The sequence below is a fragment of the Nocardia sp. NPDC006982 genome (genome assembly GCF_042869435.1).
GTDB lineage: Bacteria > Actinomycetota > Actinomycetes > Mycobacteriales > Mycobacteriaceae > Nocardia.
Genome location: NZ_JBIAFV010000005.1, coordinates 564,639 through 578,290, shown reverse-complemented (window position 1 = coordinate 578,290; position 13,652 = coordinate 564,639). Strand labels below are relative to the sequence as shown.

Genomic DNA, 13,652 nt, shown 5'->3' with positions numbered 1-13,652 from the left:
TCCCCCTCAACGACTTTGGAGACGAAGATGGCCAATCTGTTCGACCCGCGCGCCGGCCTCGGCGGCACCGCTCCGGCGAGCCCGCAGTCGCGCTACATCCTGCCTTCGTTCATCGAGCACTCGAGCTTCGGTGTCAAGGAGTCCAACCCATACAACAAGCTGTTCGAGGAGCGCATCATCTTCCTCGGCGTGCAGGTCGACGACGCCTCGGCCAACGACATCATGGCGCAGCTGCTGGTGCTCGAGTCGCTGGATCCCGACCGCGACATCACCATGTACATCAACTCGCCCGGTGGTTCGTTCACCTCGCTGATGGCGATCTACGACACCATGCAGTACGTGCGTGCCGATGTGGCCACCGTCTGCCTGGGTCAGGCCGCTTCCGCCGCGGCCGTGCTGCTCGCGGCCGGTACCCCCGGCAAGCGCGCCTGCCTGCCCAACGCCCGCGTGCTGATCCACCAGCCGTCGCTGGAGGGCGGCATCCAGGGGCAGGTTTCGGACCTGGAGATCCAGGCCGCCGAGATCGAGCGCATGCGTCGCCTGATGGAGACCACGCTGGCACGCCACACCGGTAAGGATGCGGACACCATCCGCAAGGACACCGACCGCGACAAGATCCTGACGGCCGAGGACGCCAAGGAATACGGGATCATCGATACGGTCTTCGATTACCGCAAGCTCAGCGCCCAGAAGTAGGGCGGACGCGCCGGATGCGGCGCGCCGATCGCTCGTAAGTTGCTCTATGTCAGGAAATCCGGCCGGGCCACATGCCGCTCGGCATGTGCCCCGGCCGGACTGCTTCAGGGAAGCCGACCGGCCGGAAGGGTTTCGGGCGGAAGGGTTTCCGAGGCGGGCGGCCAGGAGTGTCGGATGGCCGTCGATCGGGGTGAACGTGTTCCATCGTGGTGCGAACTCGGACGACCCCCGTGAGAAACATGCTCGAGTTGTCGACCTCCGTCGCACACACCGGGTACGGTCGACCTAGGGACCTTTGCTCCCGGTTGACGGCAGTGCTCGAACCGTCGGAATCGCTCGAGGTGTTCGTGATTACACCCGAGGGTGGCGGATTGCTGGCAACCTGGATAGACGGTTGCACGCGGACAAGGAAGTAGGGACCCACGAGATGGCGCGCATCGGAGATGGCGGCGATCTGCTGAAGTGCTCGTTCTGCGGAAAGAGCCAGAAGCAGGTCAAGAAGCTCATTGCGGGACCAGGGGTGTACATCTGCGACGAGTGCATCGATCTATGCAACGAGATCATCGAGGAAGAGCTGGCCGAGTCCAGCGAGGTCAAACTCGATGAGCTGCCCAAACCTGCCGAGATCCGGGATTTCCTGGAGAACTACGTGATCGGGCAGGACACCGCCAAGCGCACCCTCGCGGTGGCCGTCTACAACCACTACAAGCGCATCCAGGCGGGTGACAAGGGTCGTGACAGCCGCGGCGAGACCGTCGAACTGGCCAAGTCCAATATCCTGATGCTCGGTCCCACCGGCTGCGGTAAGACCTACCTGGCCCAGACGCTGGCCAAGATGCTCAACGTCCCGTTCGCCATCGCCGACGCGACGGCGCTGACCGAGGCCGGATATGTCGGTGAGGATGTCGAGAACATCCTGCTGAAGCTGATCCAGGCCGCGGACTACGACGTCAAACGAGCTGAGACCGGGATCATCTACATCGATGAGGTCGACAAGATCGCCCGCAAGAGCGAGAACCCGTCGATCACCCGCGATGTTTCCGGTGAGGGTGTGCAGCAGGCGCTGCTGAAGATCCTGGAGGGTACGCAGGCGAGTGTGCCGCCGCAGGGCGGGCGCAAGCATCCGCACCAGGAATTCATCCAGATCGACACCACCAACGTGCTTTTCATCGTTGCGGGTGCGTTCGCGGGGCTGGAGAAGATCATCTCCGATCGCACCGGACACCGCGGTATCGGCTTCGGCGCCGAGGTGCGGTCCAAGGCCGAGATCGATACCGATGACCACTTCGCCGAGGTGATGCCGGAGGATCTGATCAAATTCGGTCTGATCCCGGAATTCATCGGCCGCCTCCCGGTCGTCGCCTCGGTGACGAACCTGGACAAGGACTCCTTGGTCAAGATCCTCTCCGAGCCGAAGAACGCACTGGTGAAGCAGTACGTGCGGCTGTTCGAGATGGACGGCGTGGACCTGGAGTTCACCGATGACGCGCTGGAGGCGATCGCCGATCAGGCGATCCTGCGCGGCACCGGCGCTCGCGGTCTGCGCGCCATCATGGAGGAGGTCCTGCAGCTGGCGATGTTCGACATCCCCAGCCGCGACGACGTCGCCAAGGTGGTCGTGAACGCCGACACCGTCAACGACAATGTGCTGCCGACCATCGTGCCGCGCAAGGCGCAGCGCGCCGAGCGCCGGGAGAAGTCGGCGTAGTAGGTACGCGGACCGGGTCAGACGAATGCAACCGCAACCTCAGTTGCTTCCGGCTGGCCCGGGCGCGCTGCTGGATGCCGCCGCGATTCTCAATGGCACCGTCGATGTGCGCAAGTATCTAGTTGTTTACGCCGCGCTCCCGGGCGGGTCCACAATTGGCTCAGCACTGGCGCACCCCGATAACCGGGGATTCTCTCGCTGATGACGGCCTGTTTCGGAGTGGCTGGATGAGCACTTCGGGTGGGAGTTGGTGAATATCTTCACCCGGGATTACCGCGGCTGGTACTGCTACTACGCCATGATGCGGCGATCGCGCTCGGACTAAATCGATGTGTATCGGGTCGGCGGTTGGGGTACTCGTATGTCACGGTTGAGTAACCAGCCCAGTTCTGATCCTGGATGATCGGGGCGAAAAGTTCCCGCCGACAACGGTTTCTGTTCGGCGGATGCGACGGACCGAGGTCCTCATGTCGACAGTTCTTGTTTCCTCAGACCAACGTATCGCTGCCGTGGACGGATCCGGACCGAAGCGGTCCGCCGAGCGTCTGTGTGTAGTCGTGTCACCGCCGGTGGATTCGGTCACCTTGTGTGCCGTCGGCGGCGAGATGGACTACCTGACGGCCGACGCCCTTCGGCAGTCTCTGCTCGAGGCGTTGCCGACGGCGGGCGCGGTGGTCGTCATCGATCTATCGCAGGTGACGTTCTTCGGCGTCGCTGGGCTGCGGGTGTTGATGGAGGCCCGATCCTGGTTCGGCCACAGCGGCCGTCGACTCCAGTTGATCACGGGCCCGCGCTGCGTGGATCGGCTACTCGAGGTCGCGGGTCATGCCGCGGTCTTCGATGTCATCCCGAGCCTCGCCGCGGTCGCGCGGCCGAAACCGCCCGAGTTGGTTCGCGCGAGCGCCTGATAATCGAAAACGTGGGTGCGGCAGTCGAATTCGACTGCCGCACCCACGGTCTGTGTGGACTCAGGACGCTTCGTTGCGCATATCGTCCTGGCCCCAGTAGGCGCGCATGGCAACGATCTTGCCCTCGTCGTCGAAGTCCATCGCATCGATGGGCGAGAGGGTGAAGCGTTGATCGCCGAATTTGGTGACGAGGGTGAACATGAAGGCGGCGTGGTTGCCTGCGATTCGAACCGAATCCGCGTGCAACTCGGTTTCCCGATCGAGGTTTCCGAGCACCTCGTAGAACTCGCTAATGGCGTCGTGCCCGCGCTTGGGTTCGGTGCCGATCGGATCCTCCACCACCGCATCGGGTGCGTAGAGGTCGACGATCGCCTCGGTCGGGCCGGAACCGACCAACTTCACGTACTGCTCGATCACATCGCGGATCTTGGCTGCCATGGAAACCTCTCACGAATTGAAACGTGTTCTAATTCGGAGCGTAGCAGTGTCCGGTGATCGCGTGACATGGAATCCCGTTGGCTGGGCAGACGTACTGGCGCAGATGCCCCCCGCGCCAGCACTCGTCGAACTTATTGCGCACCGAACGGGCCGGTCCTCGCCCCCTCGGCTATCTTGTTGGCGCGCTAGTGCTTGTGGATACGGTGACGACCGCTTGTCACATCACTGTGCCGCCCGATCGCGCCCGGGCTCGGAGTCGCCATTGACTCCCTGGTTCGCCGTTGAACCTTCTGTCCCGCACTTGTGCGTCTGCTTTTGGTGTCGCCAGAAACCCTCCGTGTGTTACCGCCGCCGCAGCTTTTGGATTCCTTTTGTCCTTTTCGCCTAGTCCGCATGGATCTTCAGCCCGGTGGGGCGGGGGTGTTTCAGAAAACTTGTCGCTATTTCTCGCTGCTCGAACCCGGTGTGTCGAGCTTGTGTGGTGCTCGTCGTGCTGTTTACTCGGTCCGGTCAACCAGATGTTCGAGTGACGAGTGAAAGCGGAGGAGACATGGCACTGCCTACCATGACCGCGGAACAGCGCACTGAGGCGTTGGCCAAGGCGGCTGCGGTCCGCAAGGCGCGCTCCGAACTGATCGGCAAGGTGAAGGCCGGCAAGGTTTCGGTCGCCGACCTGTTGAAGAAGGCGGACAGCGATGACCTGGTCAAGAAGACCAAGGTCGCTGCCGTGATCAAGGCGCTGCCCGGTGTCGGACCGGTCAAGGCGGCCAAGCTGATGGACCAGGCGGAGATTCCCGAGGACCGCCGCATCGGTGGACTCGGCGCCCGCCAGCGTGCGGCGTTGCTCGAAGCGTTGAAGGACTGACACGTCGTCCGTAGCGATTGCTTGCAGGTCGCTCGAAAGGGTCAGTCGGACCATGATCGGGGAACGAACGCTCACGTCGGTGGCGTGGCTGTGCGTCGAGAACGGCCGCTTACTCGCGGTCCGCACCGAGGGACGCGACGCCTTCTATCTGCCGGGCGGCAAGCCCGAACCCGGAGAAACCCTGGCGGGAGCGCTCGTTCGGGAGGTTCGCGAGGAAGTCGGCGTCGAATTGGAGGCGCACCGGATCACGCCCGTGGTGACGATTACTGCCCCCGCCCACGGGCGTCCCGGAACGCTGGTCGAGATGCACTGCTTCCGCGCACCCGGTCACGGCGCGCCGGCTCCGGCGGCGGAGATCGCCGAGATGGCGTGGCTCGGACCGGACGACGGACACCTGTGTGCGCCGGCCGTTGTGCAGGCCCTCGACCATTTGACCGAGGTCGGAGGTTGGCACGCGTCCTGAACGCCCACTTCGCACGGAGAACGCCCCACAGTAGCGCTGTGGGGCGTTACTGTTTCGGCGGTCTAGCGGTTCGTACGGCGGCGGGGGCGTTGGAAGGTGATCGGGGCGGGATCGCGTAGCTGCGGCCCACGCGGGGTGACCAGGATCAGGGCCAGACCGAGCGCGACGATCAGCGCCGCACCGATGACACTGACGGTGAAACTGGCCCCGCCCATATCGGCGGGTTTGTGGAAGGCGTGATAGATCAGGTGCGGAAGGCCGAAGGCCAGCCAGCCCAGGCCCGCGACCTGGGCGAGTGCGCTGCCGCCGAGGAATAGCGCGGCCACAGTCACCGCGGTCAGCGCCAGGAAGAACGAGCCGACATCGGAGGCCAGATGGTGGTTGTACGGGCCGTCCGCGGAGATCCACTGCATGCCGAAGCCGGGAAAGCTGGTGTACCAGGAGTGCGGTGCCAAGACCGCCCACAGTCCGACGACTGCACCCTGAAATGCCAATATCCCCAACATGATTCGCACCGCGAGCCAGCGATTGCGCTGCTGTTCGAACCGCATCCGCACGCGTAGCCCGCCGGATTTGCGATCTACCGTGATCCGCATCGGTCTCTCCGTTCATCGCCGAACCAGGGATCTGGTGCTGCAACCGTAAGTCGGACCTCGGGTCACGATCAATAGGCGGCGACCTCGTCGGTGATGGTCAGTCGGTCCGAGCGGGAGTAGATGTTCATGGTGTCCCCGCGCAGGAAGCCGACCAGGGTGAGGCCGGATTCGGCGGCCAGATCGATGGCCAGCGAGCTGGGGGCCGAGACGGCGCCGAGTATCGGGATGCCCGCCATCACGGCCTTCTGGACCAGTTCGAAGGAGGCCCGGCCGCTCACGATGAGGACGAGATCGTTTGCGGGGATACGGTTTTCGAGCACGGCCCAGCCCAGTACCTTGTCGACGGCGTTATGCCTGCCGATGTCCTCGCGCACGGCGAGTGCGGTGCCGTCGGTGGTGAACAGTCCCGCGGCGTGCAGGCCGCCGGTGGCGTCGAACACCGTTTGGCGGATGCGCAATTGGTCCGGCATGGCGGCGAGGGTCTCGGTGTCGACAGTGATCGAGGTGGTCGGCAGCGGGAATCTGGTGCGGGTACGGACCTCCTCGAGTGCGGTTTTGCCGCAGAGGCCGCATGCGCTGGTGGTGAGGAAGTTGCGGCCGTGCACCGGGATCGGGGTGCGCAGGTGGACATCGAGGACGTTGTAGGTGTTCTGCCCGTTCTCGTCGGTGCCCGCGCAGTAGCGGGCGCTCACCACATCCTCGGCGGTTCGAATAATGCCTTCGCCCAGGAGGAATCCGTGCACCAGTTCGATATCGCTTCCCGGGGTGCGCATGGTGACGGTGAGCGACTGGCCGTCGAGGCGCAGCTCCAACGGTTCTTCTACCGCGACGGAATCCGGGCGCTCGATCACGCCGTTGGGTGAGATGCGGCGTGTCTTGCGGCGCGCGGTCACTCTACTCACGATGGCTGCCCCACATGGACGTGCGGCTCCACCCGGATGGTCACGGCCTTGGACACCGGCGTATTCGACCGTGCCGCAACGTGATCCAGCGGAACCAGCGGATTGGTCTCGGGATAGTAGGCGGCCGCATTGCCGCGCGGGGTCGAGTATTCGACGATGCGGAAGCCGGTCACCTTGCGCTCGGTGCCATCGGTCCATTCGGAGACCAGATCCACCAGATCACCGTCCACGAATCCGAATTCGGTGATGTCATCGATATTCATCAGGATCACCTTGCGGCCGCCGTGCACACCGCGATATCGGTCGTCCAGGCCGTAGATGGTCGTGTTGTACTGGTCGTGACTGCGCAGGGTCTGCAGGATCAACCGGCCCTCGGGCACCGGGACCCAGGTCAATTCGTTCACCGCGAAATTGGCTTTGCCGGTGGCGGTGCGGAATTCGCGGGAGTCGCGCGGCGGATGCGGCAGCACGAAGCCGTTGCGGTCGCGCACCCGCTTGTTGTAGTCGTCGCAGCCAGGCACGACACGGGCGATCGCATCGCGGATCTTGTCGTAGTCCTGCTGATACTGCGCCCATGGCACCGGGTGATCGTCGCCGAACAGTGTCTGTGCGAGTTCGCAGACGATGGCGACTTCGCTGCGCAGTTGGTCGCTGACCGGCTTCAGCCGACCGGTGGACAGATGCACCATGGACATCGAATCCTCCACCGAAACTTGCTGTTTCGTGCCGTTCTGCAGGTCGAGATCGGTGCGGCCGAGGGTGGGCAGGATGAGTGCGGTCGCGCCGTGTACGACGTGGCTGCGGTTGAGTTTGGTCGAGACTTGCACGGTCAGTGCGCAACTGCGCAGCGCCGCCTCGGTCACTCCGGTATCCGGGGTGGCGGACACGAAATTGCCGCCCATGCCGATGAACACCTGCGCGGCACCCGCGCGCATGGCCCGGATGGCATCGACGGTGTCGTAGCCGTGTTTGCGTGGGCTGGTGATGCCGAATTCGCGGTCGAGTGCGTCGAGGAAGGTGTCGGGCATCTTCTCCCAGATGCCCATGGTGCGGTCGCCCTGCACGTTGGAGTGGCCGCGCACCGGGCAGACGCCCGCGCCGGGCTTGCCGATCATGCCGCGCAGCAACAGCAGATTGGTCGCCTCCTCTATGGTGGCGACGGCGTGTTTCTGCTGGGTCAGGCCCATCGCCCAGCAGATGATGATGTTCTTGGATTCGGCCAAAAGTGTTGCGGTGCGGTGCAAATCGTCGTCGGTGAGGCCGGTTGCCGCCCGCACCGTGCCGAGATCGACTGCGCGCACATTCTTTTCGTAATCGGCGAACCCCGCGCAATGCGCATCGACGAACTCACGATCGACCACCGTGCCCGGTGCGCGGTCCTCGGCCTCGAACAGCAGTTTGCCCAAGCCCTGGAACAGCGCCATATCGCCGCCGAGCCGGATCTGTAGGAAGTCGTCGGCAATGGCGACGCCGCTGGTGAACCCCTTGACCGTCTGTGGGTCGCGGAAGCCGAGCAGCCCGGTCTCCGGCAGCGGGTTGACCGCGATGACCTTGGCGCCGTTGGCCTTCGCGTCCGCCAGCGCACTGAGCATCCGCGGATGATTGGTGCCCGGATTCTGGCCCGCGACGATGATCAGATCGGCCTTGCCGAAGTCGTCGATCGAGACCGAACCTTTGCCGATGCCGATGGAACTGGTCAGCGCGGCGCCGGAGGATTCGTGGCACATATTCGAACAGTCCGGCAGATTGTTCGTGCCGAAGCTGCGGACCAGCAATTGGTAGAGGAATGCGGTCTCGTTGGCGGTGCGGCCGGAAGTGTAGAACAGGGCCTCGTCGGGGGAACTCAGCGCGCGCAGGTGCGCGACGATGAGTTGGTAGGCGTCGTCCCACTCGATGGGCGTGTAATGGGTCGCGCCGGGGCGTAGCACCATCGGATGGGTGAGGCGGCCCTGCTGGCCGAGCCAGTAACCGGATTTGCTCGCCAGTTCCTCGATCGAATGCCGAGCGAAGAATTCGGGGGTGACGGTGCGCAGGGTCGCCTCCTCGGCGACGGCCTTGGCGCCGTTCTCACAGAACTCGGCCGGGCGGCGATGCCCGGTCGGCTCCGGCCAGGCGCAGCCCGGGCAGTCGAAGCCGTGCACCTGGTTGAGCCGGGCCAACGTGCGCGCGGTGCGCAGCACCCCCATCTCCTCGACCCCGCGTTTGAGCGCAACAGCCACAGCCGTCACACCCGCCGCCTGCTGCTTCGGCTGGGTGACGGTCAATTCGGACTCGTCGATGTCCTGTGTCGGCCCATTGCGGTGCATGCCCGATATTGTCCTCTCCCCGCGAAGTTTGTCGCGGACCCACCCTTTGTCCCGATCCCGGGTGGTCACGTTGCGGCTGTCGGCTCCTGCCCGACGGGTACCACCTGATTCGGATCGTATGCATTGGTGGCTGGTTCGGTGTCGCTCACATCGGTGACGCTACCTGGTAGCCAGCGGTTTTCGCCTGGTTCGGGCTCAGCGAGAAGGCTCCGCGCCTGCGGGTGCGGGCTTTACCATTGCTACTGATCAAATCGCTGATCTGAGGCATGGGCGATGGGGACGCTGGCGGCAATTCCGACGCGTGCCGGCGGGGAGCGTCGGCACGTGACGTCTCGGCGCGCGAAATTCGGTGTTCGGTGGGGGATCCTCTGTACTGCCACGCTGTTGGTCGCACTGGCGCCGGTCGGGTTCGGCGGGGTATCGGCCTTCGGCGTTCCGGCATCGGGGGAGCCGACTTCGTCGGTGGTTTCGCCATCGCCGACGCCCGGGCACCACGGGTCGGGGTCGCGGGATGGGTCCGCGGCGCAGTCCAGCACGGCGGTGCCGGATGACAATTCGGACGGCGGCGGAACCCGCGACGGTACCGGGACGCGTGACGGGACCGGGACGCATGACGGGACCGGGACGCATGACGGGACCGGGACGCATGACGGGACCGGGACGCAGACGACGACCAGTCGGGTCCCCGCTGATCCGTGCGCCGGGCGGTCGTCGGATGGGTGCTCCGGGCCGACTACCAATCCCGAACAGCCGCGGCTGCCCGATATTGTGCTGCCGCCGATCACCGTCACCTTGCCTCCGGCGCCACACCAGCCGATCACGCCGAATCCGCAGCAGCCGATCACGCCGGACCCGCCTGCGGATTCGTCCACCACGCGGCCGCCGCAGCAGCAGATACCGGAGAATCCACGGTTGCCGAGATCTCCGTCGAATAAGCAGCCCGAGGTGGTTGTGCCGACCGTTGGGCCTGCGCCGATGCCGACGACGGTGGCGCCGGCACCGCCGAATGCGCCCCAACCCGCCGCGCTCGAGCTCACCCCAACGGCCATCGGGCTCGGTGACGATGTCACCGCGGCCGGATCGGGGTGCGATCCGCGGTCGCAGGTCAGCTTCCTGGTCGGGGAGACGCCGGTGGGTAATACCGTCGCGGGGGCGGACGGCGGGTTCCGGGCGCCCCTGGCGCTGACGTCGATCGAAGTCGGGCGATACGAGGTGATGGCGCGCTGCGGTCGCACGCTCACCGCGCCGCTGGATGTGGTGCTGGTCAGCCGGGTCAGCTCCGCCACGTCGACGTTGACAGTGATTCTGTTCTTCTTGTTGATCGGTGCCTGGTTCTACGGGCATCGGCTCGTCTCGCACCTACCCGCGCGGAGGGAACCATGATGCGAGCCCGCGTCTCGGCGGCGACCCGAATTATCCTGCTGCCCAGTGTGTTCGCCCTCGTGCTCGCCGGGTTGTTCGCGGCGCCGGTCGCGGCCAAGCCGAAGGGTGTCGACATGTCGGCGACCATCGACGATCGCGATATCGCCGAAACCTCCGCCACCGAACCGTTACGGCTGGAACCGAACAGCACCATCCGGGTGGCTGTCGCGTTGACCAACAACAGCGATGGGGCGTTGCATATTCGGCGGGTCGATCTGGCCGGGCGTGTACTCGGGCTCACCTTCTTCTCGTACTCGACCGCCGTCGAATTGACCATCGCACCGGGAAGATCCGAGGCGCTGAAGTATCGGCTCGATCTGACCGGACTCGAGGGGCAGGCGACCGGACTGATCGTCGCGGATTTGGCGGTGATCGGCGACGACGGCGCACCGATCGCCTCGATACCGCTGGACACCGATGTGCGCGGCTCGTTGTATTCGGTATACGGACTGTTCGGGATCGCGCTGGCGGTGCTGACCGCGCTCGCCATTGCCGATGCGGCGCTGGCGATTGCCCGGCACCGGCTGTCCACCAACCGGTGGCAGCGCGGGTTGCGGTTACTTGCACCGGGTATCGGCATCGGACTGATATTCGGATTCACCGCATCGGTGTTGCGGTGGTGGGTTCCGGATACCGGATTGTGGCTCGCGGTTGCCGGTGTTTCGGCTTCGGTCGGTTTCCTGCTCGGATATTGTTCGCCGACACCGGAAGTCGAGGATCTCGCGCCGACCGAGGAGGACGAAACCGCCGATGTGGAAACCGTGCGCTTCCCGGATGGGGCGACATCTTGACATCTGATACCGGCCGATTGCGGGCCGTGCTGCCCGCGTATGACATCGGTGCGCAGGTCGGCAGGGGCGGATGCGGTGTGGTGCTCGCTGGTACGCATCGTCGGTTGGGGCGACCGGTTGCGATCAAGCAGATTCCGCCGCAGTTCGCACACGACGAGCAGGTGCGACGCCGGTTCGTCGCCGAGGCGCGCTTGCTTGCGGCCGTCGATCATCCACATGTGGTGCGGGTTTTCGACTACATCGAGGCCGATGAGCTGTGTCTGTTGGTTATGGAGTATCTGCCCGGTGGGACCGTTGGCAGTCGGTTCGCGACCGAGGGATTCGACGCGGCTACCGCGGTCGCGGTCGGGCTGGCCTGTGCCGCGGGGTTGGAAGCGGCGCATCGCCACAAGATTCTGCACCGCGACGTCAAACCGTCGAATCTGATGTTCGGTACCGGCGGTGCGATAAAGCTGACCGATTTCGGGATCGCCAAGATCGTCGGTGGCGATGAGACATTGGTGACCAGGACGGGTGAGATCGTCGGAACTCCGTCTTATATCGCACCGGAGCAGGCACGCGGACAGCCGCTTTCGGCCGCGACCGATGTCTACGCGCTGGCGACCATGCTGTATCAGCTGCTGTCCGGGGTGCTGCCGTTTCCGCCGCACGAAGACCATCTGGCAACGCTTTTCGCACACGCCTTCGGTCATCCCATACCGCTAGTCGAGGTCGCACCCGGCGTGCCGGAGCCGATCGCCGATGTGGTGATGCGCGGCCTCGCAACCGATCCCGCCGATCGTTTCGACACCGCCGAACTCTTCGGGATCGCTCTCGCCGAATTCGCAGCCTTGTGCTGGGGTGGCGATTGGCTTACGCCCGTTGGTATTCCGGTCATCGGTGCGGACACCATTGTCGCCGCCGCTACCGGGAGCAGTCGTGCCGCCGGGCGATCCGGTATTCAGACGCCGAGAGCGCAAGGCGGACATGGGCAGGCCGCTGTCACGCAGCGGACAGGCGCGCCTCCCGCGGGCTTCGGACCCCGCACGCCGGTAACCGCCGACCCCACCCTGCCTCCGACCGGCACCCGACATGGGGTGATTCCCGCGGTGCCACCCGCATCGTCGGCCCCGACCGAAATCTCGCCGGGCCCGGACGGTACGGATTCGGTTCCGGGTGGACCGATATCGCCGGTGTCACCAGTGCACGGAGGTATCACGAGTGGTTCCGAGCAGTTCGGCGCTGCGACACCAGGTGCACGGACCGCGCCGGCGGCGAAGGCCTCGGGAGGTGCGACGCCAGGGCCGCGGCCTGTATCCGGGTCGCCCGCGTCGGGGTCGCCCGCGTCTGAGGGGCCGACACCGAGAGATACGGCATTCGGGGCGCGGCCCGGTTCGGGGTCGTCAGCGCCTGAGCCGGCCGCGTCGGGACCGTCCGGACCGCCCGCGTCTGGGTGGCCTGCGGCGGAGCCGACCGGGTTGGGGCGGGGCGGGGCGGCGTCGCACATGCCCGGAGATGTGCCACCAGGACGGCCTTTTAACGGAGCCGGTCAGGGTTCGTCGGAGTATGGCGTGTCGGCCCGACCGGTGCCGCTGTCGTCCGGAAGGCCGTTGCCTGGACCGTCCGGGGCGGCGCCCTTGCGGCCGCCGATGATTCGGGTGCGCCCCGTGCATGGGTTGCAGGACAACGGTGTTCGGTTGGCTGATGTGGATCGGCGGGATCTGGTGCCGATCCGCGATGTCGTCAGCTTTGCCTCGCCGTGGCCGTTGTTCTTGGTGGGTGCGTTGCTTGCGGCGGGTGCTTGTGCGGTTGCGGTGCTCGGGGTGGGTGCGCCGAAGGCCGGAGGGGATCTGGTGCATGGCACGGTCACTGTCGCCGGTATCGATGCGACGGGGCAGAATCCGATCGAAGTCGATCTGTCGGAGCCGATTCCATTGCAGGTCAACGGAATTGATGTCGACTCCGCCGCGCTCACGGTGGAGGTATTCGGCGTGCGGTTGGGCGGGGATCCGGTGCCGCTGCAGCCCGGCGGCGTGGCCGACCTGCCCGATCCGGTGAACTCACATGTGCTGGCCGGAAACCTCGACGGCGAGCTCACACTCCTACGCAGTGGAACCGAAATCGCCACGCAGAGAATAGAATTCCGCACCACCCAAAACCCGACACGCACCGCAGCCGCGGCCGTAATCGTTGTCCTCGTCCTGTTCGCCGTAGCGTACCTGGAGTCCAACACCCGCACCTTACGCCGCGGCCGCGGCGGCCTCGCCAACATCATCGGCCTGTCCGCGAGTTCGGTCATCCTGTCCGCCGCCCTTGCCGGTGGCGCCTGGATTCTTCGCGGCACCCCGCCCACCAGCACCACCCTCGCCGTCGCCGCGGTACTCGCCGCCGGAGCCGGGGTCGCCGCCGCACTAGGCGCACGACGAATCGGCAAGCGCCACCGCTTCCTTCGCCGCGCACGACGCGACAACCATTGACGCAGTGGCCCCGCGAATGTGCTGAACGGGACGGCACGGGAGCTGTGCACGCTGCCGCGGCGAGTGCCCGAGTGCGCCTCCTCCGTCGGGCAGGTTTGGTG

At 65.5% G+C, this 13,652-nt stretch carries 12 protein-coding genes; 8 read left to right on the top strand and 4 right to left on the bottom strand.

Features of this window, described 5'->3' with window-relative positions; translation table 11 throughout:
- Positions 1-27: 27 nt before the first annotated feature.
- From ACFYOW_RS23395 to ACFYOW_RS23385, 3 genes are all read left to right on the top strand, one after another.
- A complete protein-coding gene (locus ACFYOW_RS23395) occupies positions 28-696 on the top strand; it encodes an ATP-dependent Clp protease proteolytic subunit (RefSeq protein WP_063044696.1) in 669 nt (222 codons plus the stop codon).
- Between the two features lie 427 nt (positions 697-1,123).
- Positions 1,124-2,404 (top strand): ATP-dependent Clp protease ATP-binding subunit ClpX, encoded by a 1,281-nt coding sequence (gene clpX, locus ACFYOW_RS23390; protein ID WP_063044679.1) that lies wholly within the window; start codon positions 1,124-1,126, stop codon positions 2,402-2,404.
- A gap of 569 nt (positions 2,405-2,973) precedes the next feature.
- Positions 2,974-3,312, top strand: coding sequence for an STAS domain-containing protein (locus ACFYOW_RS23385; protein WP_387291111.1), 339 nt, complete (start codon positions 2,974-2,976; stop codon positions 3,310-3,312).
- Between the two features lie 60 nt (positions 3,313-3,372).
- Here ACFYOW_RS23385 and ACFYOW_RS23380 read toward each other — a convergent pair whose 3' ends face one another.
- Positions 3,373-3,750, bottom strand: coding sequence for a nuclear transport factor 2 family protein (locus ACFYOW_RS23380; RefSeq protein ID WP_387291109.1), 378 nt, complete (start codon positions 3,748-3,750; stop codon positions 3,373-3,375).
- Between the two features lie 550 nt (positions 3,751-4,300).
- Between ACFYOW_RS23380 and mihF the strand changes: the two genes are divergently transcribed.
- Both mihF and ACFYOW_RS23370 read left to right on the top strand, forming a co-directional pair.
- A complete protein-coding gene (gene mihF, locus ACFYOW_RS23375; RefSeq protein ID WP_040687687.1) occupies positions 4,301-4,615 on the top strand; it encodes an integration host factor, actinobacterial type in 315 nt (104 codons plus the stop codon).
- A gap of 52 nt (positions 4,616-4,667) precedes the next feature.
- A complete protein-coding gene (locus tag ACFYOW_RS23370; protein WP_387291106.1) occupies positions 4,668-5,078 on the top strand; it encodes an NUDIX domain-containing protein in 411 nt (136 codons plus the stop codon).
- Positions 5,079-5,140: 62 nt separating this feature from the next.
- Here the strand turns inward: ACFYOW_RS23370 and ACFYOW_RS23365 are convergent, their stop codons facing one another.
- The 3 genes from ACFYOW_RS23365 to ACFYOW_RS23355 all read right to left on the bottom strand — a co-directional run bounded on the left by ACFYOW_RS23365 (position 5,141) and on the right by ACFYOW_RS23355 (position 8,882).
- On the bottom strand, positions 5,141-5,674 hold the full coding sequence (locus tag ACFYOW_RS23365; protein ID WP_387291104.1) for a hypothetical protein: 534 nt from the start codon (positions 5,672-5,674) through the stop codon (positions 5,141-5,143).
- Positions 5,675-5,742: 68 nt separating this feature from the next.
- The gene (gene fdhD, locus ACFYOW_RS23360; protein ID WP_387291103.1) at positions 5,743-6,576 is read right to left on the bottom strand and encodes a formate dehydrogenase accessory sulfurtransferase FdhD; all 834 of its coding nucleotides are present in this window, start codon (positions 6,574-6,576) and stop codon (positions 5,743-5,745) included.
- A complete protein-coding gene (locus ACFYOW_RS23355; RefSeq protein WP_387291102.1) occupies positions 6,573-8,882 on the bottom strand; it encodes an FdhF/YdeP family oxidoreductase in 2,310 nt (769 codons plus the stop codon). The genes fdhD and ACFYOW_RS23355 overlap by 4 nt, the downstream gene beginning before the upstream one ends.
- A 324-nt stretch (positions 8,883-9,206) precedes the next feature.
- On the opposite strand from ACFYOW_RS23355, the gene ACFYOW_RS23350 reads away from it, so the two are divergent.
- Genes ACFYOW_RS23350 through ACFYOW_RS23340 form a run of 3 tightly spaced genes read left to right on the top strand, consistent with a single transcriptional unit; the run spans position 9,207 to position 13,551 of the window.
- Complete coding sequence (locus tag ACFYOW_RS23350) at positions 9,207-10,265, top strand: hypothetical protein (protein WP_387291100.1); 1,059 nt, start codon at positions 9,207-9,209, stop codon at positions 10,263-10,265.
- Entirely contained in the window at positions 10,262-11,095 is an 834-nt protein-coding gene (locus ACFYOW_RS23345; RefSeq protein WP_387291098.1) for a hypothetical protein, read from the top strand. Before ACFYOW_RS23350 ends, ACFYOW_RS23345 begins: the two co-directional genes overlap by 4 nt.
- Positions 11,092-13,551 (top strand): protein kinase, encoded by a 2,460-nt coding sequence (locus ACFYOW_RS23340; protein ID WP_387291096.1) that lies wholly within the window; start codon positions 11,092-11,094, stop codon positions 13,549-13,551. The genes ACFYOW_RS23345 and ACFYOW_RS23340 overlap by 4 nt, the downstream gene beginning before the upstream one ends.
- The last annotated feature ends 101 nt before the right edge of the window (positions 13,552-13,652 follow it).